This window comes from Streptomyces tendae (genome assembly GCF_014650435.1).
GTDB classification, from domain to species: domain Bacteria; phylum Actinomycetota; class Actinomycetes; order Streptomycetales; family Streptomycetaceae; genus Streptomyces; species Streptomyces tendae.
Genome location: NZ_BMUY01000002.1, coordinates 695,941 through 715,485, shown reverse-complemented (window position 1 = coordinate 715,485; position 19,545 = coordinate 695,941). Strand labels below are relative to the sequence as shown.

25 protein-coding genes and 1 tRNA gene are annotated in these 19,545 nt (G+C 72.6%); 18 read left to right on the top strand and 8 right to left on the bottom strand.

Going from position 1 to position 19,545, the window contains the following annotated elements; translation table 11 throughout:
• Positions 1-70: 70 nt before the first annotated feature.
• A complete protein-coding gene (locus IE258_RS08330; RefSeq protein ID WP_189741198.1) occupies positions 71-907 on the top strand; it encodes an MIP/aquaporin family protein in 837 nt (278 codons plus the stop codon).
• 41 nt (positions 908-948) lie between these two features.
• Here IE258_RS08330 and IE258_RS08325 read toward each other — a convergent pair whose 3' ends face one another.
• Complete coding sequence (locus tag IE258_RS08325) at positions 949-1,140, bottom strand: hypothetical protein (RefSeq protein WP_030190387.1); 192 nt, start codon at positions 1,138-1,140, stop codon at positions 949-951.
• A 134-nt stretch (positions 1,141-1,274) separates the two neighbouring features.
• Here IE258_RS08325 and IE258_RS08320 point away from each other — a divergent pair, with 134 nt between their 5' ends.
• Positions 1,275-2,408 (top strand): glutathione-independent formaldehyde dehydrogenase, encoded by a 1,134-nt coding sequence (locus IE258_RS08320; protein ID WP_189740861.1) that lies wholly within the window; start codon positions 1,275-1,277, stop codon positions 2,406-2,408.
• 67 nt (positions 2,409-2,475) lie between these two features.
• Here the strand turns inward: IE258_RS08320 and IE258_RS08315 are convergent, their stop codons facing one another.
• From IE258_RS08315 to IE258_RS08295, 5 genes are all read right to left on the bottom strand, one after another.
• A complete protein-coding gene (locus IE258_RS08315; protein WP_189740858.1) occupies positions 2,476-4,344 on the bottom strand; it encodes a copper resistance CopC/CopD family protein in 1,869 nt (622 codons plus the stop codon).
• 402 nt (positions 4,345-4,746) lie between these two features.
• A complete protein-coding gene (locus IE258_RS08310) occupies positions 4,747-5,535 on the bottom strand; it encodes an SDR family NAD(P)-dependent oxidoreductase (RefSeq protein ID WP_189740855.1) in 789 nt (262 codons plus the stop codon).
• Positions 5,532-6,023, bottom strand: coding sequence for a cupin domain-containing protein (locus IE258_RS08305; protein ID WP_189740852.1), 492 nt, complete (start codon positions 6,021-6,023; stop codon positions 5,532-5,534). Before IE258_RS08305 ends, IE258_RS08310 begins: the two co-directional genes overlap by 4 nt.
• The gene (locus IE258_RS08300) at positions 6,020-6,628 is read right to left on the bottom strand and encodes a GNAT family N-acetyltransferase (RefSeq protein ID WP_189740849.1); all 609 of its coding nucleotides are present in this window, start codon (positions 6,626-6,628) and stop codon (positions 6,020-6,022) included. Before IE258_RS08300 ends, IE258_RS08305 begins: the two co-directional genes overlap by 4 nt.
• The gene (locus IE258_RS08295; RefSeq protein ID WP_189740846.1) at positions 6,621-8,726 is read right to left on the bottom strand and encodes a penicillin acylase family protein; all 2,106 of its coding nucleotides are present in this window, start codon (positions 8,724-8,726) and stop codon (positions 6,621-6,623) included. The genes IE258_RS08300 and IE258_RS08295 overlap by 8 nt, the downstream gene beginning before the upstream one ends.
• 84 nt (positions 8,727-8,810) lie before the next feature.
• Between IE258_RS08295 and IE258_RS08290 the strand changes: the two genes are divergently transcribed.
• From IE258_RS08290 to IE258_RS08265, 7 genes are all read left to right on the top strand, one after another.
• A complete protein-coding gene (locus IE258_RS08290; protein ID WP_189740843.1) occupies positions 8,811-9,542 on the top strand; it encodes a siderophore-interacting protein in 732 nt (243 codons plus the stop codon).
• A gap of 25 nt (positions 9,543-9,567) precedes the next feature.
• Positions 9,568-10,161: an HhH-GPD-type base excision DNA repair protein gene (locus IE258_RS08285; RefSeq protein WP_127893961.1), complete on the top strand. Its 594-nt coding sequence runs from the start codon at positions 9,568-9,570 to the stop codon at positions 10,159-10,161.
• A 396-nt stretch (positions 10,162-10,557) separates the two neighbouring features.
• Positions 10,558-11,244, top strand: coding sequence for an HdeD family acid-resistance protein (locus IE258_RS08280; RefSeq protein WP_189740840.1), 687 nt, complete (start codon positions 10,558-10,560; stop codon positions 11,242-11,244).
• A gap of 79 nt (positions 11,245-11,323) precedes the next feature.
• Positions 11,324-11,641 carry a hypothetical protein gene (locus IE258_RS08275; protein ID WP_189740837.1) on the top strand — a complete coding sequence of 106 codons (318 nt, stop codon included), beginning with the start codon at positions 11,324-11,326 and terminating at the stop codon, positions 11,639-11,641.
• A 69-nt stretch (positions 11,642-11,710) separates the two neighbouring features.
• On the top strand, positions 11,711-11,845 hold the full coding sequence (locus IE258_RS41695; protein WP_268256315.1) for a hypothetical protein: 135 nt from the start codon (positions 11,711-11,713) through the stop codon (positions 11,843-11,845).
• A gap of 145 nt (positions 11,846-11,990) precedes the next feature.
• A complete protein-coding gene (locus IE258_RS08270) occupies positions 11,991-12,287 on the top strand; it encodes a type II toxin-antitoxin system VapB family antitoxin (RefSeq protein WP_003999914.1) in 297 nt (98 codons plus the stop codon).
• A gap of 135 nt (positions 12,288-12,422) precedes the next feature.
• Positions 12,423-13,037, top strand: coding sequence for a LytR C-terminal domain-containing protein (locus tag IE258_RS08265; RefSeq protein ID WP_189741196.1), 615 nt, complete (start codon positions 12,423-12,425; stop codon positions 13,035-13,037).
• Positions 13,038-13,052: 15 nt separating this feature from the next.
• On the opposite strand, the gene upp is transcribed toward IE258_RS08265, so the two are convergent.
• Positions 13,053-13,688: a uracil phosphoribosyltransferase gene (upp, locus tag IE258_RS08260; protein WP_003974921.1), complete on the bottom strand. Its 636-nt coding sequence runs from the start codon at positions 13,686-13,688 to the stop codon at positions 13,053-13,055.
• 141 nt (positions 13,689-13,829) lie between these two features.
• On the opposite strand from upp, the gene IE258_RS08255 reads away from it, so the two are divergent.
• The 8 genes from IE258_RS08255 to IE258_RS08220 all read left to right on the top strand — a co-directional run bounded on the left by IE258_RS08255 (position 13,830) and on the right by IE258_RS08220 (position 18,461).
• On the top strand, positions 13,830-14,072 hold the full coding sequence (locus IE258_RS08255; RefSeq protein WP_189741219.1) for a hypothetical protein: 243 nt from the start codon (positions 13,830-13,832) through the stop codon (positions 14,070-14,072).
• A gap of 337 nt (positions 14,073-14,409) precedes the next feature.
• Entirely contained in the window at positions 14,410-14,955 is a 546-nt protein-coding gene (locus IE258_RS08250; protein WP_159329652.1) for a tRNA adenosine deaminase-associated protein, read from the top strand.
• Between the two features lie 68 nt (positions 14,956-15,023).
• On the top strand, positions 15,024-15,449 hold the full coding sequence (gene tadA / locus IE258_RS08245) for a tRNA adenosine(34) deaminase TadA (RefSeq protein WP_229891991.1): 426 nt from the start codon (positions 15,024-15,026) through the stop codon (positions 15,447-15,449).
• Positions 15,450-15,526: 77 nt separating this feature from the next.
• Positions 15,527-15,611, top strand: a tRNA-Ser gene (locus tag IE258_RS08240).
• 88 nt (positions 15,612-15,699) lie between these two features.
• On the top strand, positions 15,700-15,876 hold the full coding sequence (locus IE258_RS08235; protein WP_052836888.1) for a hypothetical protein: 177 nt from the start codon (positions 15,700-15,702) through the stop codon (positions 15,874-15,876).
• A complete protein-coding gene (locus IE258_RS08230; RefSeq protein ID WP_087808485.1) occupies positions 15,876-16,169 on the top strand; it encodes a Dabb family protein in 294 nt (97 codons plus the stop codon). Before IE258_RS08235 ends, IE258_RS08230 begins: the two co-directional genes overlap by 1 nt.
• A 194-nt stretch (positions 16,170-16,363) precedes the next feature.
• Positions 16,364-17,203 carry an RNA polymerase sigma factor SigF gene (locus IE258_RS08225; RefSeq protein ID WP_030188868.1) on the top strand — a complete coding sequence of 280 codons (840 nt, stop codon included), beginning with the start codon at positions 16,364-16,366 and terminating at the stop codon, positions 17,201-17,203.
• Between the two features lie 292 nt (positions 17,204-17,495).
• Positions 17,496-18,461, top strand: a complete 966-nt coding sequence (locus IE258_RS08220) for an RNA polymerase sigma factor SigF (RefSeq protein WP_189740830.1) — start codon at positions 17,496-17,498, stop codon at positions 18,459-18,461.
• 125 nt (positions 18,462-18,586) lie between these two features.
• Here the strand turns inward: IE258_RS08220 and IE258_RS08215 are convergent, their stop codons facing one another.
• The gene (locus IE258_RS08215) at positions 18,587-18,784 is read right to left on the bottom strand and encodes a hypothetical protein (protein ID WP_127893968.1); all 198 of its coding nucleotides are present in this window, start codon (positions 18,782-18,784) and stop codon (positions 18,587-18,589) included.
• Between the two features lie 205 nt (positions 18,785-18,989).
• On the opposite strand from IE258_RS08215, the gene IE258_RS08210 reads away from it, so the two are divergent.
• Positions 18,990-19,490, top strand: coding sequence for a MarR family winged helix-turn-helix transcriptional regulator (locus tag IE258_RS08210; RefSeq protein ID WP_087808483.1), 501 nt, complete (start codon positions 18,990-18,992; stop codon positions 19,488-19,490).
• The last annotated feature ends 55 nt before the right edge of the window (positions 19,491-19,545 follow it).

Sequence of the window (19,545 nt, the reverse complement as noted above, 5' to 3'; positions counted from 1 at the left end):
CAGTGAAGGAGGGCCGGTGGCCGAACGCATGGTTCATCGACGCGGTTATCGAAAGGGCCTCGGCGGTGAGATGTGTGCCGAGTTCCTGGGGACGTTCGTCCTGATCCTGTTCGGCGTCGGTTCGGTGGCCGTCGCGGTCGCGGGACTGCCGGGTTCGGGACGGCAGACCGCCGACTTCGGGCCCGCCAACTGGCTCATCATCTCGTGGGGATGGGGCCTGGCCGTCGTGTTCGGCGTCTACGTGGCCGGCGGCATCAGCGGGGCGCACCTCAACCCCGCGGTGACCCTGGGCTTCGCGGTCCGGCGGGACTTCCCGTGGCGGAAGGTCCTGCCCTACTGGCTCGCCCAGGTCGTGGGCGCCTTCGTCGCCGCCGCGCTCGTGTACGCCTGCTACCGGTGGGCGATCGACGCGTCCATCGCCAAGGCGGGCGAGACACGGGAGACCTCGCTGAACACGTACTCGATCTTCGCCACGTTCCCCGCCGAGTACTTCGGAGACTCCTGGTGGGGTCCGCTGCTCGACCAGATCGTGGGCACCGGGATCCTGCTCCTGTTGATCTGCGCGCTCATCGACACCCGCAACACGGCTCCGATGTCCAACCTCCACCCGTTCCTCATCGGACTGGTGGTGGTCGCCATCGGCCTCACCTTCGGCACCAACGCCGGGTACGCGATCAATCCGGCCCGCGACTTCGGCCCCCGGCTGTTCACCTTCTTCGAAGGGTGGGGCGACATCGCCCTGCCGGGCACCTTCGAGTGGTTCAGCGGCTACTGGTGGATCCCGATCGTCGGCCCCCTCATCGGCGGGGTGGTCGGGGTCCTCGTGTACGACCTGCTCATCAGCCCCGTACTCAAGGCCAGGCTGAGCGAGGCCGAGGAAGGACCGGCCACCGAGGAGCCGTCCTGACCGAGGAGCCCCGAGGGTGCCGTGCCGGATCCGGCCGGGCGTCAGCGGTCGGCGATGTCCTCACGCAGTCCGTCGGAGAACTCCCACCACGACAGAGGGAGCCAGTCCCCGTTGACGAAGGCGTCGACGGTCGCACCCCGGCCACGGACGGTCACCGTCGTCCCGGGCGGGTAGGTGGTGCCGGACAGGCCCGGCACGGGAACCAGCAGAGTTCCCAGTCGTTGCGCTGACACCCGGTGGCCTCCTTCTCAGTGCACTGCACGGCGTCTCAATCATCCCGAGATTACCGACTTGCCCCATCACATCGACCGGAGAACCATGAGAGATGGGTCACGGGTGATTCGACGGGCAAACGGAGGTCGAGATCATGAAGGCCGTCGTGTACAAGGGGCCGTTCACCGTTGCGGTCGAGGATGTGGAGAAGCCACGCGTCCAGCATCCGAACGACGTGGTCGTGCGCGTCACCTCGACCGCGATCTGCGGGTCCGACCTGCACATGTACGAGGGACGCACCGCCGCCGAGCCCGGCATCGTCTTCGGTCACGAGAACATGGGGATCGTCGACCAGGTCGGTGAGGGCGTCACCGGGCTGAAGAAGGGCGACCGCGTGGTCATGCCCTTCAACGTCGCCTGCGGCTTCTGCACCAACTGCACCGAGGGGTACACGGGTTACTGCACGACCGTCAATCCCGGCTTCGCCGGCGGTGCGTACGGCTATGTGTCCATGGGGCCCTGGCAGGGCGGCCAGGCCGAGTACCTGCGCGTCCCGTACGCCGACTTCAACTGCCTGAAGCTGCCCGAGGGCGACGCGCACGAGACCGACTTCATCCTGCTCGCCGACATCTTCCCCACCGGCTACCACGGTTGCGAACTCGCCGGTGTCCGGCCCGGCGAGAGCGTCGCGGTGTACGGGGCGGGACCGGTCGGGCTCATGGCCGCCTACTCGGCGCTGCTGCGCGGCGCGAAGAAGGTGTTCGTCGTCGACCGCGTCCCGGAGCGGCTGCGGAAGGCCGAGGAGATCGGAGCGGTGCCCATCGACTTCTCCGCGGGGGACCCGGTCGAGCAGATCAAGGAGCAGACCGAGGGCGCCGGTACGGACAAGGGCGTGGACGCCGTCGGCTACCAGGCGACGGCGGGCGGGACGGGCAAGGAGGAACCGGCGACCGTCCTGAACTCGCTGGTCAACACGGTCCGGCCGACCGGAGCCCTGGGTGTGCCCGGGCTCTACGTCCCGGCCGACCCGGGCGGTCCGGACGAGCAGGCCAAGCAGGGCATGCTCCTCGTCGCGATCGGCAAGCTCTTCGAGAAGGGGCTGCGGGTGGGGACGGGGCAGTGCAACGTCAAGCGCTACAACCGCTACCTGCGGGACATGATCATCGAGGGCAGGGCCACGCCCAGCTTCGTCGTCTCCCACGAACTGCCGCTGGACCAGGCGCCGGCCGGCTACGACAAGTTCGACAAGCGGATCGAGGGCTACACGAAGGTGGTCCTTCACCCCTAGTCACGCGACAGCGGGGTGAGTAGTACGCCCGGTCCCGCCCGGACGCGGTGGACGCGGTGACCGGTTTCTAACGTTCCACCCGTATCCGTCGGGTCTCGCTCACCTGGTCGATCTCCGACACGCGGACCGTCGTCTTCATCGTCCAGGTGCCCGGGAGGGGCAGGGTGACGGTGTTGGCGCTCCAGTACCCGCCCCGGTCGACCAGGTCCGCCTCGATGGGGCCGACGTCCTGGTCGGGGAGGGTGAAGGAGAGGCGCAGCTCTGGTACGGCGGCCAGGCTGCCGTCGGGGCCGAAGACGACGGCCTGGACGGCGTTGTCGCCGGTGCGGCCGGGATCCAGGGTGATCTGGACCGTGCCGCGGCCGGCCGTGCCGATCTCGAACGGGATCGTGGTGACGGACGCGGGCAGCACACCGCCCGCCGGTACGGCCGCCCGCGCCGCCTCCTCCGCGGAGCGGCCGGGCGGGGTGGCGGTGAGCACGGTGGTGACCCCCAGCACGACGGCGGCGACGACGGCCTCCACGAGGACGGAGCGGTACAGGCCGCGCCGGAGGGCGGATTCCGTTCCGGTGTTGCCGGTTGCGCTGTCGCCCGTCCCGCTGTCGCCGGTTCCGGTGTCGCCGGTTGCGGTGTCGCCGCGAGGTGGCTGCGGGGCCTCCGGTGGTGGGCCGCCGCCCGCCGGTTGCGGTACCCGCTCGTGCGCGCGGTCCGACTCGCGTACGGCGGCCGGTGCCGTCGGCAGCGCCGCCGTCCACCTCCGGGACACCGCCGCCGCTGCCAGCAGGACGGCCACCAGGACCACCTTCGCCAGCAGCAGCCTGCCGTACGCCGACCCGGTGAGCGCCTCCCAGGAGCCGAGACCGCGCCATGACTGGTAGACGCCGGTGACGACCAGGACGGTCACGGCGGCGAAGGCCGTCCGCGAGAAGCGGGCGACCGTGCCGGCGTCCGGGGCGGGACGCGAGGCGCGCAGGGTGGTGAGCAGGGCGACGAGACCGCCCAGCCAGACCGCGGTGGCCAGCAGATGCAGTACGGAGGACGTCATCGCCACCGGCACCTGTATGCCGGCCGAGGCGTGCTCGGCGGCGGCCCAGGTCAGGGCGAGGCCGACGGCCAGGGCGACGCCCGCAGCGGCGACGAGGGGGCTGTGCGGCGGGTGCCGGTCCCTGCGGGGCTCACTGGACTCGCGGGATACCTGGGGCTCACGGAACACCCGGACGACGAACAGCGCGGCCGGGGCCAGGAGCGCGAGCCTGATCAGCAGCAGCACGCCGGGGCGCGCCGTGAGGGTGTCGGCGAGCGCGTCGGCGTCCAGGGCCGAGGACGGGCCCGTCCCCGCCTCGTACGGGGCGCGCAGCACCAGTAGTGCGACGGTGGCCGCCAGCAGGGTCCACCAGCCCGCCACCAGTGGGCGGCGCAGCGGGGCGGGGTCCGGCGGGCGGCACAGGGCGACGAAGGCGGCGGTGCCGATGAGCAGGGCGGCGGAGAGGTAGGCGAGGTAGCGGGCGAGCTTGTGGAGGGTCGCGGTCAGCGGGTCCTCGGCGGGGCCGGTGTCCACGGGCGCGGTCGTCTGCGACGGCTTGCCCACGGAGAAGGTGAAGGCGCCCGACACGGGATGGCTGTCGGCGGACACCACCCGCCAGGCCACGGTGTACGTACCCTCCCCCAGCCCGGCCGGCAGCGCGACCCTGGCCGTGTCGGACCGGCCTTCCGCGTGCCCGGTCGCCCCGGTACGGACGCGGTGACCGCCCGGGTCCAGGACGCGGAACGAGTCGTCGCGCAGGCCGACGGACTCGCTGAAGGTCAGGGTGACGTGGCCGGGGGCCCGCTGGAGGACGGCTCCGTCCCCGGGGTCGGTGGAGCTGAGGGCGGCGTGGGCCGACGCCGGTCCGGCGCCGCCGAGGAGGAGCAGGACCAGCACGGCTCCCAGCAGCACCAGCCGCCGGATTCCCCGGCGGTGCCGGCGCCCCGGGAGGAGGTCTGGGAGGTCTGGGAGGTCTGGGAGGTTCGGGAGATCCGGGTGGTGTCGGCGCCCCGGGAGGGTCGGGCTGTGCCGGCGTTCGGCTGCTTCTGGCCGATCCCACCGGCCCCGCCGATCCCAGCGATCCCGGCGTCGGGACGAGCCGCCGCAACCTTGATGCCCGGTTGTAGCCCGCGGGCCCCGCCGGTTGCGGTGGCTTCGCCGCTGTTTCCCGTTCCGTCCGACCCCTCGTCCCCGGTATCCAGCGTGCGCACCGTCACCACACCTCACGTCGCATCTCCGTCGTCGGGGCCCACTGCCTCGGGGATACGTACGGACGCGGAGGCCGCCGCGCTCAGTGGCTCGCCCGGCGGCTCCTCACCAGGACGGGCGTGCCGTCACCCCGCCGTCCACCACCAGGTCGTGGCCGGTCACCCAGGACGCCAGCCGCGAGGCGAGGAACACACACGCGTCGCCCACGTCCTCCGGGCGCCCGAGCCGTCCCGTCGGCGCCGCCCGCCGCCATCGCCGTACGCCCTCCGGCCAGGCGTCGGTGAGTCCCTCGCGGTCGATGAGGCCGGGGGACACAGAGTTCACCCGGACGCCCCACGGGCCGTACTCCAGCGCCGCCGACCGGGCGTGCATCACGACCGCCGCCTTGGAGGCGCTGTAGTGCGCGTGCGCGGGGGCGGGGGCGCCCGCCTCGATGGAGGCGATGTGGGTGACCGTGCCGCCGCCGTCCTGGGCCCGCATGACCTCGGCGGCGGCCTGCGTGCAGGCGAAGACGCCGGTGACGTTGGTGTCCACCACCGCCCGCCACTCGGCCGCCGTCATACCGGGCAGTTCCCGCAGCGGCTGCACGCCCGCGTTGTTGACCAGCGCGGTGAGTCGTCCGCCGCCCCAGTCGGCGGCCTCCCCGACCAGGCGACGGCAGGCGTCCTCGTCGGTGAGGTCGGCGCGCAGGACGGTGGCGCGTCCGCCCCGGCCGCGGATGCGTTCCGCCACCTCCCGCGCCGACTCCACCGCCGTACGGCAGTGCACCGCCACCGCGGCGCCCTCCTCGGCGAGGCGCAGCGCGATACCCCGGCCGATGCCGCCGCCCGCGCCGGTGACCAGGGCGACCTGGCCGTCGAGGAGACGTGGGGAGGGGTGCGGGGGCGGGGTCATGGGCGGCACAGTGCCATGATGCGCGCGGCCTCCGTCGGGTAGCGCGCCGTGAGGTCGGCGGCGTCGCCGTGCTCGTAGTCCCCGTAGGTGAACCCCGGCGCCATCGTGCAGCCGAAGAGCGACCACGCGCCGCCCGCCACCACCCGGCCGCCCATCCAGGTACCGGCGGGGACCGTGAACTGGACGTACTGCCCGCCGAGGACGTCCGGCCCCAGCACCGCCGTACGGGCGCTGCCGTCCGGGGCGAGGAGCAGCAGCTCCAGCGGGTCGCCGAGGTAGGAGTGCCAGACCTCGTCGGTGGGCAGGCGGTGCAGCGCCGAGAAGTCGCCCGGGCGGGCGGTGAGCAGGGCGACGATGGCGGTCCCGGCGGGGCGGCCGTCCGGGCGCTCGGGTCCGGCCCAGGTGCGCCGGAACAGGCCGCCCTCGCGGGGGATCGGCTCCAGTCCGTAGTGCGCGATCAGGTCCTCGGCGGTCGGCGCGGAAGTCACCCCGCGAACGCTACCTCCCGGCGGAGGAAAGCCAGTTGCGCCTTCTTCTCCGGCAGGTACACGTCCGGCAGGTCGACCTCGGGCAGCACGACCGCGGGACCGGCGGTGAAGCCCTGCTTGAGGAAACGGGCGATCGCCTTCTCGTTGTCCACGTCCGGGTCGACCACGATCCGCGTCCGGCCCAGGCCCAGCAGGACGTACGCCATGAGGGCGCCGGACAGCGCGGCGGTCCAGCCGGGGCGCGCGCCCTCGGTTCCGGCGGGCGCGAGGAGCAGGTGGACGCCGATGTCGCCCGGCTCGGTGTCGTAGCACTCGCTCACCCGGTCGGCCGCGGGGTCGTAGGTCTGGAGCAGGGCGACCGGGTCGCCGTCCTTGACGACCAGGAAGGCGTGGTGGGTGTCGAGCGTGGCCATGTGCGCGTAGATGGTGGTGACCTGGTCGCGCGTCAGGCCGGTCATGCCCCAGAAGGCGGCCCGCTCCTCGCTCACCCAGCCGTGGACCACCGCGGCGTCCGCGGCCGGGTCCAGGGGGAGGATGCGGACGGTGCCGAAGCCGTCCAGGTGCTGTTCGTGGACGGGGGTGCGGGAGGCGTACGGGTCAGTCATCGGATTCCTTCGTGAGCCGGTCGAAGTCGGTGACCACCGGGGCGAGTTCCCCGTCGAGCCACAGGGGCTGCTGGTCGCGGTGGTGGGGTGACCCCGGGACGCCCGAGGCACCGTGCGGCACCACCCAGCGGCTGTTCTCGCGGTCGGCCAGGTCCCAGACGTACCGGGCGGCCGGGCCACGTGCGGCGCGGTCGGTGAGACCGGGGACGGGGGACGTGCACAGGACGCACTCGTGGTCGCCGGAGAGGCCGGGTTCGTCCCCGTGGGCGGTGGCGGCGGTCGGCAGCGCGCGCCACGGGGCCAGGCGGTGGGTGTCGCCCCACGGACCGGCTGGCGGGCGCCCGGCGATCTCCTCCAGAGCCGCGCGTACGGTCGCCGCGCGGTCGATGCCGTACAGGTCGTCCGCGCGCAGGAGGTGTTCGAGGGCGTACGCGACGCGCGGCACCAGCGCGAGCCACGGTTGCAGCACCTCGGGGTACGCGGGCGCGACGGCGGCGGGCGCCAGGGCCGGGTGCGCCGCCAGCCGCCGTACGACCGCCGAGCGCACTGCCGCGTACGCCGCCGCGTCGGCGCTGTCGGCGTCCATGCGTCGGTCCCAGGCGAGGAGGCGGTCGCGGAGGGCGGCGGCCTCCGGAGTCAGGGCGGTCGGGCCGGTCAGGGCGGCGAGGTGGTCCAGGAGGGGGCCGGCCGAAGCCAGGTGGGTGTCCGTGTGGATCGCCGGCATGTCCGCCGCCGACCAGCGCTCCCTGCCCGCGAGGAGGGCGGCGATGCGGTCGGCGCGGTGCGGTGCGGCGAACTCGACGCCCAGGGGGGTGGACGGGCCGCGCTGGTTGGCCATCACGGCGACGCCCTCGGTGAGTCCGGCGCGGGGCGGGGTGTGCCAGCCGGTCCACTCGTGGCCGGGTTCCCATGCGGGCACCGGACGAAGGCCGTTCGCGGCGGGGCGCACCGGGACGCGGCCCGCGACCCGGTGCAGCAGGCCGCCCTCCGTGTCGGCGGCCTGCACCACGTTGACCGGCTCCGCCCACGCGTCCAGGGCGCGGTCCACGTCGGCGACCCGGCGGGCCCGCAGCAGCGGCAGCAGGGCGCCGAAGCCGAGGTCGGCGGTGACGCGGGGCGGGTAGCGCAGGCTGAGGGCGGCCGGGGTGCCGTCGTCGAGGCCCTCGGGGCCGCCCGCGATCACGGGGCCGCGGTCGGTCTCGATGATCTCGACCTCCACCGTGTCCTCCCCGGCGACGTGGATCGTCTCCGTGTGGCGGGCGGCGCGGTGCCAGGCGCCGTCCGGGCCGAGCGCCTCGACGCCCGCGCCGGTGCGGCGCAGGCGTTCACGGTACAAATCCTGGTAGTCGGCCATCGCGTTGGTGATGGCCCAGGCGACCGTGCCGGTGTGACCGAAGTGGGCGATCCCGGGGACGCCGGGCACGGCGAGGCCGACGACGTCGAACTCCGGGCAGGACAGGTGGATCTGCTGGTAGACGCCGGGGTCCTCGATGAAGCGGTGCGGGTCACCCGCGATCAGTGCGTGTCCGGTCGTGGTCCGCTCGCCGCTCACCAGCCAGCCGTTGCTGCCCGCGGTGCCGGGGCCGTCGGCGGCGAAGAGGGCCACGGCTTCCGGGCCGAGGTGCGTGGCGATGTGCTCCCGCCACAGCTTGGTGGGGAAGCCCGCGAAGAGGATGTGCGTGGCGAGCCAGACGCCGAGCGGGGTCCAGGGTTCCCAGTGGCCCGGGGCGAGGCCGGTGCGGGCGAACTCGGGGGCCGGGTGCGTGGAGGCCGGGTGCGTGGTCTCGGTTAGTCCCTCGTTCACTCCGTCGGCGTACGCCCGCACCCAGGCCGCCGTCTCCGGGTCCTTCTGTTCCAGGGCGGTGAAGCAGCGGCGGGCGGTGTCCGCGAGGCGGGCGCGGCGGGCGAGGCGGTCCCAGGAGAGGGCCTCGGGGCCGAGGAAGGACGCGGAGGTGCCCTGGGCCCGGTGCCGCTCGACCTCCAGTTGCCAGGCGCGGTCACGGGCGGTCACCCGGCCCTGGGCGCGGGCGAGTTCCCGCGGGGTGTCCGCGCGCAGGTGCGGGATTCCCCAGGCGTCGCGGTAGGTCTCGGCGCTCACCCCTGTGCCCCTACTTTCCTTTAGGTTAGGCTCACCTAAGTTTCGAGTGTCGTGGCCGAATAGTACGTGAAGGGTGAAGGAATCATGGGGCAGGGGCGGGGCTGGGAGGGCGCGGTCCTCAAGCTGATGCGCGCGAAGGACTTCGAGTTCACCGTGACGGACGCCGAGGACGTGACCCCGCACTACCGGCGGCTGCGGCTGAGCGACGGCGGCATGCTGGCGGTGACCGGCGTCCACCCCACGATGTGGGTGCGGCTCTGGTTCGACAACGCGGGCAAGCCGCACCAGCGGGGGTACACGCTGGTCGATCCGGACCCGGCGGCCGGCACCTTCGCGATGGAGTTCGCCCTGCACGACGGGTGCGCGAGCGACTGGGCGCGGGCGGCGAAGCCGGGTGACACGATCGAGGCGACGGTCCAGGGCACCGGGTTCGAGGTGCCGCAGCCCCTGCCCTCCCGTGTCTTCGCGGTCGCGGACCCGGCGTCCCTGCCCGCGCTCAACTCCCTCTTGGGCGCGGAGGCGCTGGGGTCGGTGCCCGCGACCGTCTGGTTCGAGGGCGGCACGGATGAGGGGCTGCCCTTCCGGGCCGACCCCGGACGGCACGAGGTCCGCGCGGTTGCGCGCCGGGACGCGGGGGCGCAACTGGTGGCGCGGGTGAAGGAGGAGCTGCCCGAGCTGCTGCGGGACGTCTCGGAGCCGTTCGTGTGGATCGCCTGCGACACGGCGACTACGCGGGCGCTGTCTTCGTACGTCCGCAAGGAGCTGGGGGTGCCGAAGCAGCGGGTGAACGCGCTGGGGTACTGGCGCGCGACCTGAGCCCGTACGCGCGATCATCGGGACCATGGACGTCACACTTCACCTCGCCCAGGACCCCGAGGCCGACGAACTCCTCGGGCGCAGCCCGCTCGCCGCGCTGGTCGGCATGCTGCTGGACCAGCAAGTGCCGATGGAGTGGGCGTTCAAGGGCCCCTCGACCATCGCCCGGCGCATGGGGGCGGAGGATCTGGACGCGCACGACATCGCCGCGTACGACCCCGAGGGGTTCGCCGCGCTGCTGTCCGACAAGCCGGCCGTCCATCGCTACCCCGGCTCGATGGCGGGGCGGGTGCAGCAGCTGTGCCGGTACCTCGTCGAGACGTACGACGGTGACGCCGAGGCCGTCTGGCGGGGGGTGTCCACCGGGAAGGAGCTGCTGAAGCGGCTGCAGGAACTGCCGGGGTTCGGCAAGCAGAAGGCCCAGATCTTCCTCGCGCTGCTCGGCAAGCAGCTCGGCGTCCGTCCCGAGGGGTGGCGCGAGGCTGCGGGGGCGTACGGGGAGCCGGACTCGTTCCGGTCGGTCGCGGACATCAGGGGGCCGGAGTCGCTGACCAAGGTGCGGGCGCACAAGCAGGAGATGAAGGCGGCGGCCAAGGCGGCGAAGGCCTCCGGCAAGTAGTCGAGTGCCTGCGGCGCCGCTGCGGGTTCGGTGGGGGTGCGCGTAGCGCGATACGTCCGGTGGGTGGGTCGGGGCCGCGCCGGGGGGTGTCCGTCCTCGGAACGGCGCGGAATCGGTTGGCTACGGGGGCTCGGGGCGTTGACGCGCCAACCGCTGCGGGCGAACACCCCCCGACACGTCCCCTTCCCGCCGTACCTAGCCGCGGGCCGTCGCCCCGTAGCTGCGGGCAGTCGTGCCGCTGGGGCGGCACGGGTGGGCGCGGCGGCACCCCGGCAGCGCCGGGCCACGCGACCCACCCCCGCGCCCGCGCCGGGTGCCGAGGGCAATGCCGGGCCACGTCAGCCCCGTGGCCCAACCCAGCTGGCACCCGGGTCCCCCCTGCTCGGAGCATGGGGCATGACCGAACCACCCAGTGGCTCCCCCGGCGGGACCCCGTACGACGACCGCGGGGTGCACGCCCGGCACGGGACGCCGCACGGGACCGCCCCCGGACGGCAGGAGCCGGAGCCCGAGCCCGCCTTCGAGGGGCCGCTGCACCTCCTGTCCCGCGCCGCCTGGCAGACCGTGCTGTTCACCGGTGTCGCCTCCCTGATCCTCGGCGTGCTGGTGCTGGTCTGGCCGGGCGCCTCACTGCTCGCCGCCGGTGTCCTCTTCGGCCTGTACCTCGTCATCAGCGGCGTCCTCCAACTGGCCGCCGCCTTCGGTACACACCGGCGGACCTCGCTGCGGGTGCTGGCCTTCATCAGCGGCGCGGTGTCGATCCTGCTGGGCCTGTTCTGCTTCCGCGGCCCCCTGCAGTCGGTGCTGCTGCTCGCGCTCTGGATCGGCATCGGCTGGCTGTTCCGCGGCGTCACGCAGATCGTGGCCGCCGCACACGACCCGGCGATGCCGGCCCGCGGCTGGCAGATCTTCCTCGGCGCCGTCACCGTCGTCGCCGGCATCGTGCTGATCGACTCGCCGGTCGAGTCGGCCACCGTCCTCATGCTGGTCGGAGGGTGGTGGCTGGTCGTCGTCGGCGTCGTGGAGATCGTCACGGCGGTGCGGCTGCGGGGGCGGGCGCGTCAGGTCCCGCACGCCCTGTGAGCGGCCCCGCCTACGCCGAGCGGGCGGTTCTCGTCCCCGGTGCGATGGACGGCGTACGCCGGGCGGGGACACGACTGGGATGAGACCCGCACCGCGCGCCGCCGTACGCCACGACGCCTGGCTGCGGGTCCTGGTGCTGGTGCTCGTCCTGCTCGTGCCCTGCACGCACGCGACGGTCCAGGCCGCACCGGCGACGGTGGCGGCCGCGGCGGGTGAGTACGACCATCTCGACTCCGCACTGCGTGTCGCCCCCCGGAGCGGCCGCCGTGCCGCCGTGGTGCGGCCTGCGCCGCCGTCCTTCGTGGCGGCCCGCCGGGCACCCCTTCGATTCGACGGCCGTACCGGGCGGGCCGCCCCTCTTCCCGGCGGCCCTCGCTCCGTCGTTCTGCGCTGCTGACCGTGCCGGACCGGCCCGACCGCCGGTCCCCCGCGGACAGGAACGACACGCGAGGAACGAGGAACCGTCATGCCCAACGACCCCTACGCCGTCCTGCGCGCCCTCCTGCGCGCCGAGGCCGCCCGCCGAACGCCCAAGCCGGTCACCGCACCGCAGGGAGCCGAGGAACGACGGCTGCCCACGCGGGAACGGAGGCGCGGCTGACGTGAGTGTCCGGGCGGCGGGGGCGGTCACGCACCGTCTCCGCCGTCGGCGGAGGGCCGATTGATCCGGTTTACGGCGTCTTTTCCGGCGCCGTACTCCGCCGCCATGGCTGCGCCCGCAACGTCCGGGCCGGTAGGCTTTCCGTGTGATCTTCAAGCGCATCGGAAACGGCCGGCCGTACCCCGACCACGGCCGGGAAAGCACCCGGCAGTGGGCGGACGTCGCTCCGCGCCCGGTCCGCCTCGATCAGCTCGTGACGACCAAGGGCCAGCTCGACCTGGAAACGCTCCTGGCCGAGGACTCCACCTTCTACGGCGACCTCTTCGCGCACGTCGTGAAGTGGCAGGGCGATCTGTACCTGGAGGACGGTCTGCACCGGGCGGTGCGGGCCGCGCTGCAGCAGCGCCAGGTGCTGCACGCCCGGGTCCTCGAACTCGACTGACGACGCCGGCGGCGCTTTCGGTTGACCCTTTCGGGTTGCCTTGCGCCGAACCTCGGAACGTCGACTGATCATCTAATAGGCATCACCGCCCCGGCGCACTACGCTGCGCCCATGAGCATGCTGACTCCTCCCGGCATGGGTGGCCAGTACAAGATCACGGGGGACAAGTACCCGCGGATGCGCCCGGCCCGGCGACGTGGCCGGCTCGCGTTCGTCGCCGTCGCCTGCGTCACCGTTCTCGGAGTGCTGGGCTGGGGCACGCTGCAGCTCATCGATGTCTTCACCGGCGGCGACAAGGCCTCGGCGGCCGGTGCCGCGGGCTGTGTCACCACCGCGCGGGCGAGCGCCTCGCCGGCTGCCGCGGTGCTGCCGAAGCCCGGTCAGGTCACCGTCAACGTGCTCAACGCCACGACGCGCGGCGGGCTGGCGCAGAAGACCGCCGACGAGCTGAAGAAGCGCGGCTTCCGGGTGGGCGAAGTGAGCAACGCGCCCAAGGAGTACGACAAGAAGGTCGCCGGCACGGGGCTGCTGCTCGGGCCGGCCGCTTCGGCGAAGGGTGCGCTGCCCGTGCTCGGCACGCAGCTTCCCGGCGCAGAGCACCGCACCGACGCGGCCCGCAAGGGCGCCGCCGTCGACCTCATCATCGGCAACGCCTTCAAGGGGCTCGCGAAGCGTGCGGACGCCGACACGGCGCTGGCCAAGCTGACCGCGCCGCGGTCGACGCCCGCCGCGGAGAAGAAGAGCTGCTGATCGGGGGGCGGGGTACTACTCGGCCGCGCCGTACATGCGGTCGCCCGCGTCGCCGAGGCCCGGGACGATGTAGCCCTGCTCGTTGAGCCGCTCGTCGACCGAGGCCGTCACGACCGTCACCGGGGTGCCGGCCAGCTCGCGCTCCATGAGTTCGACGCCCTCGGGGGCGGCCAGCAGCACGACCGCCGTCACGTCGTCGGCGCCGCGCTTGATCAGCTCCCGGATGGACGCGACCAGGGTGCCGCCGGTGGCCAGCATCGGGTCCAGCACGTACACCTGGCGTCCGGACAGGTCGTCCGGCATGCGCGTGGCGTAGGTGGACGCCTGGAGCGTCTCCTCGTTGCGCACCATGCCGAGGAAGCCCACCTCGGCGGTCGGCAGCAGCCGGACCATGCCGTCGAGCATGCCGAGACCGGCGCGCAGGATCGGCACCACCAGCGGGCGCGGGTGGGAGAGCTTGACGCCGGTGGTCCTCGAGACCGGCGTGTGGATGTCGACCTGTTCGGTGCGCACGTCGCGCGTGGCCTCGTAGGCGAGCAGGGTGACCAGCTCGTCGGCGAGACGGCGGAAGGTCGCGGAGTCGGTGCGCTGGTCGCGCAGCGTGGTGAGCTTGTGGGCGACCAGGGGGTGGTCGACGACGTGGAGACGCATGCTCACCACAGTAACCGGGCCCCGTGGGGGCGGCGTCCCCGCGGCGGTGGCAAGGCCCCGGGCGCGGGCTCCACTCGTTCGCGGGCGTCAAACCGCCCGGTCGGGGGAAGGTGGGAGGGACGGACGCTGGGTGGTGAGACTGTGGCTGACCGGGACTTCCACGACACGCCGTCCCCCGGCACGGACCGGGGTGCGGGACGCGGGGCCGCGCCGGGTGCGCAGCCGGAGGGGGAGCTGGAGCGTGAGGCCGAGCGGCGGCGGCGCCGGGCGCAGTTCCTGCGCGATCTGGCGGAGGCCCGGCAGTTGCGGGACCGCGTGCAGCCGCGCCGCGCCAAGACCGCCCGGCTGCGGCACGCGATGCGCATGCGCACCTTCCGCTGGTAGGTCCTCGGTCCCGCCGCCCGGGAGAACTTCCTGACCCGGCCGGGGAAGATCGTGCGCCGCGCCGACGTTGGTGGTGACGGACGTACGCGGGGACGGCGAGAATCCGCGTACGATCCGCACGTGGCGGCGACGAGAGCGCTGCTGGGCGGCTGCCCGGATACGCACCTTCCGGGACGCCGGTCAAAACAGCCGGACACAGGGCGCCGAAGACGTCCCCTGAGTGCCTTGTTTCTGCCACGATTCCGAGTGGGTGGGGCTCGGAGCACCGCTCCCCCGCCCGTAGCCTCCGCCGGGGGGATCCCCAACCGGCACGCCTAGGACCAGTGGGAGAGTCACGGTGTACTTCGCCGCACTGCTCGCGCGCACCGAAGACGGGTGGGAAGCGAGCGACACGGAGCTCGACGATGTGGAAACCCTGTCGGATCTTGCCGACCTGGCCCGGGAGGCATCTCCCGACGAGGACACGGTGCTCGTGCTGATCGAGCAGGAGGACGCGTGGTTCGGAGTCGTCCGGGTGGACGGTGAGGAGGACCCCCGTATCTACGTCTCGGACGCCGCCGCGGCCGCGCGCAGCAGCTACGGCGAGATCCTGCTCACCGACGAACTGCTCGGCCGGGAACCGGGTGACGAGGGCGACGACCTCGACGCCCTCGACCTCGACGGCACGGAGGACGGCGAGTCCGACGACGACGAGGACGGCGGCGACGGCGCCGACGCGGCCGCCGGCTCGGGCGAGGCCGTGCCGCACGGACCCGTCGGCGACGCCGAGGTCCTCGACGACCTCGGCGTGAGCGAGAAGGAACTGCGCTCGATGTCCGGGGACGCGGTCGGCGAGATCGCCGAGGCCCTCGGTGCCCTGGACGTCCTGGAGACGGTCCGCTGACCGCGCCGGCCGGGGAGGATCCCGAGGGGGCACCGCCCGATCCGGTGCGCGACCGGTGGCGGGCCGCGATGCGGCTCGCCCTCGTCGAGGCCGGGCGGGCGGCGGGGGACGTGCCCGTCGGCGCCGTCGTACTGGCGCCGGACGGCCGCACCGTGCTCTCCGCCGGGCACAACGAACGCGAGGCCACCGGGGACCCGACGGCCCACGCGGAGGTCCTCGCGATCCGGCGGGCCGCGGGGGAGTTGGGCGAGTGGCGGCTGTCCGGGTGCACGCTCGTCGTCACCCTGGAGCCCTGCACGATGTGCGCGGGCGCGCTCGTGCAGTCCCGGGTGGACCGCGTGGTCTACGGCGCCCGCGACGACAAGGCGGGCGCGGCCGGGTCGCTGTGGGACGTGGTGCGCGACCGGCGCCTCAACCACCGTCCCGAGGTGATCGAGGGCGTGCTCGCGGACGACTGCGCCCGGCTGCTCACGGACTTCTTCCGCGACCGCTGACCCGGCGTCCGGACGGCTGTTCGTCGGCCGCAATACCGATTTCTGAGCATGCCGCTCCGTGCTGTAAGGTCTTTCTCGGTAGCGTGTCCGAGCGGCCGAAGGAGCTCGCCTCGAAAGCGAGTGTGGCGCAAGTCACCGAGGGTTCAAATCCCTCCGCTACCGCTTTGCAAGGGCCCCGTCGAAAGACGGGGCCCTTCGTGCGATCATGAGCGGTCGAAGGCGTGAGTCGAAAGGGACAGGGGAGGCCGCGGTGGCGGTGAACTCGAAGAAGATCGCCGTCTATGTGCTCGTGGTCTTCGTGCTGTACGTGATCATCACTGATCCGGCCAAGGCAGCCGACTACGTGCAGATAGGTTTCCAGGGCATATCCGACGCGGCGGGCGCCGTGGGCGACTTCATGACCTGGGCCGCCAACGGAGGAGAGTGATGATCCGCCACCTCGTGCTGTTCAAGCTGAACGACGGCGTCGGGCGGGACGACCCGCGCGTCGTGGCCGGTGTCGAGGCATTCCGGGCGCTCGGCGGCCAGATCGACGACCTGCGCTTCTGGGAGTGCGCCTGGAACATCAGCGACCGGCCCATCGCCTACGACTTCGCCATCAACTCGGCGGTGGACGACGCGGACGCGCTCAAGCGCTACCTCGAGCACCCGGCGCACCAGGCGGGCGTCGCGCTGTGGCGGGAGTTCGCCACCTGGGTGATCGCCGACTACGAGTTCTAGGGTCTGTCCGCGCCTTCCGGCTTCCGGGCTTCGCCGCCCTCGGCCCCGCACCTGCCCGGTGCGGGGCCTTTTCGCGTTCACTCAACACGACGTTATGCGGTGCTTGCACACAGTGGACATGTCTTGTGATGCTATGACCGCTTTTGACGGATGAGTTGACGGAAGAGTTGACAGATCACGAGGTGGAGTTGACCGTGCCGGCCAGTACTGCGCCTCAAGCACCGCCCGCGCCGCCCGCCCAGGCCCAGGAGGCTCCCGCGCCGCAGCGCAGCCGGGGCGCCGACACCCGGGCCCTGACCCAGGTGCTGTTCGGCGAGCTGAAGGGCCTCACCCCGGGCACGCCGGAGCACGACCGGGTGCGTGCGGCGCTCATCGAGGCCAACCTCCCGCTGGTGCGCTACGCCGCCGCCCGGTTCCGCTCCCGCAACGAGCCGATGGAGGACGTCGTCCAGGTCGGCACCATCGGGCTCATCAACGCCATCGACCGCTTCGACCCGGAACGGGGCGTGCAGTTCCCGACGTTCGCGATGCCCACGGTGGTCGGCGAGATCAAGCGGTACTTCCGCGACAACGTCCGCACCGTGCACGTACCGCGCCGGCTGCACGAGCTGTGGGTACAGGTCAACAGCGCCACCGAGGACCTCACCACCGCCTTCGGGCGCTCCCCGACCACCGCCGAGATCGCCGAGCGGCTGCGCATCACCGAGGAGGAGGTGCTGTCCTGCATCGAGGCGGGACGGTCGTACCACGCCACCTCGCTGGAGGCCGCCCAGGAGGGCGACGGGCTACCCGGACTGCTCGACCGGCTCGGCTACGAGGACCCGGCGCTGGACGGCGTCGAGCACCGGGACCTGGTGCGCCATCTGCTCGTCCAGCTCCCCGAGCGGGAGCAGCGGATCCTGCTGCTGCGCTACTACAGCAACCTCACGCAGTCCCAGATCAGCGCCGAACTCGGTGTCTCCCAGATGCACGTGTCGCGGCTACTGGCGCGTAGTTTCCAGCGGTTGAGGTCCGCGAACCGGATCGACGCGTAAGCTCGGGCGGGACTCCGGGCGGAGTCGAAAGCGCGAGCGAGGGGTCACCGGGGAGAGCGAATCGCTCACCAGGGCCGTTGCGGCCGGAATCGGGCTGAAAGCCCATCAGACCCCCTGTTTCCAGGGGGTATTCGCATCTCGGATGTCGACATGTCACTACAGCGCGTTGCCGACATGTGACATTCTGCCGGAGACGCGTTTGCCGGGGCTTCGGCTCCGGTATTCAGGTGAAGGCTGCGTTCCCGGCGTGGGAGCGTGTGCCGCGACCGTCCCGCGACCCAAAGGGGGTGGCATGTCCGCAGAACAGGGCAGCTCGAAGGTGCTCGCGCTCGCGGAGAGCGAGACCGCGCCCGACTCGATCGAGGCGTTCGGCCCCGTCGAGCCCGTCGGCCCCATCGACTCCGTCGGCCCGGCCGGCTCCGTCGACGACGCTCGGGCCGGCGACGCCGTGCCCGGCCTCGACGCCGTGCCGGCCCAGACCCTCCCGGCCACGGAGGCCATCGACACCCGCACCCTGTCCCGCTCCCTGTTCCTGCGGCTCGCCGCCCTCGACGAGGACAGCCCCGAGCGTGCCTACGTCCGGGACACCCTGATCGAGCTGAACCTCCCGCTGGTGCGCTACGCCGCCGCGCGCTTCCGCTCCCGCAACGAGCCGATGGAGGACATCGTCCAGGTCGGCACCATCGGCCTGATCAAGGCGATCGACCGCTTCGACTGCGAGCGTGGGGTCGAGTTCCCGACGTTCGCCATGCCGACCGTCGTCGGCGAGATCAAGCGGTTCTTCCGCGACACCTCGTGGTCGGTGCGCGTCCCGCGCCGTCTGCAGGAGCTGCGGCTGGCCCTGACGAAGGCCAGCGACGAGCTGTCCCAGAAGCTGGACCGCTCCCCGACCGTGGGCGAGCTGGCCGCCGTCCTCGGCGTGTCCGAGGAGGACGTCGTCGACGGCCTGGCCGTGGGCAACGCCTACACCGCCTCCTCACTGGACTCCCCGGCCCCGGAGGACGACGGCGGCGAGGGCTCGCTGGCCGACCGCCTGGGCTACGAGGACACGGCGCTGGAGGGCGTGGAGTACCGCGAGTCCCTCAAGCCGCTGCTGGCCAAGCTGCCGCCCCGGGAGCGGCGGATCATCATGCTGCGCTTCTTCGCCAACATGACCCAGTCGCAGATCGGCGAGGAGGTCGGCATCTCGCAGATGCACGTCTCCCGGCTGCTCACCCGGACCCTGTCGCAGCTGCGCGAGGGGCTCATCTCCGACTGAGCCCGCGCCGCGGGAGAGCCCGTACGACAGCACGGCGACCGCCGTGGCACCTCGGGGGTGCCACGGCGGTCGCCTTCGTATGTCCCGGTACCGGCCGCCGCAGCGGACCGGGGCCCGTGCCGGTCCTAGCCGAGCGCCAGCCAGGCCACGGCCGCGACGACGATCACGGCGGCCACGATGCCGACGATCAGGCCGACGCGGGGCCCGGAGGAGGCGGCGGGGGCCGCCTGCCGGCCCTGCGGGGCGTCGTCGACGAACGCGCGGAACATCTGGGTGCTGCCTGCGGGGTCGTTATTGCCCTGGGGGCCCTGGGTGTTAGCCATGGGCCGAGACACTAGCGAATCCGCGAGTGCGGCCCAAGTGCGGGGCCACCGAGTGCTCTTGACCCGGCCCACCCCTTACCACCTGCGCATTTACTTTCGCAATACTTGCCTTTGCCAACTTTTTATGCCGCACCGACCGTTTTTGTTTGCCTGTAGCAACTAACGGATCTTATGGTTGCCCTAAGCAACGAATCGGGAGGTGCGCATGGCCGAGAAGGCGCAGTACGAGGAGCTGATCCGCCAGTTCAGCGCCTTCGGCGCCGTGAAACGGGAGATGGGACGGCTGCTGCCGTCCGACTGTCCCGGCGGATCCGTCGCCGTACTGACTCTGCTCGGCCGCCACGGGGACATGCGCATGAGCAAGCTCGCGGAGCTGCTCGCGGTGGACATGTCGGTCACCAGCCGCCACGTCGCCCACGGCGCCGAGCGGGGCTGGATCGAACGCCTACCCGACCCCGCGGACAAGCGCTCGCGCATCCTGCGCCTGACGCCCGCCGGGCAGGACCAGCTCGACGAGATCGCCGAGCGCACCACCCAGCTGCTCTCCCACCGCCTGAGCGACTGGTCCGACGACGAGGTCGGCCAGCTCTCCCGGCTCATGGCCCGCCTCAGGGCCAGCTTCGACGACTGCCGGGCCCCCGCGGCCCGGCCTCCCGCACTGTCCGGGGACGCACAGTCCACCCGTACACCCGCGATCACCACGTAAGTAAAGGAAGTCCATGGCAACGACCACACCAGCCGGTGTGCGGGCTCATGCCAAG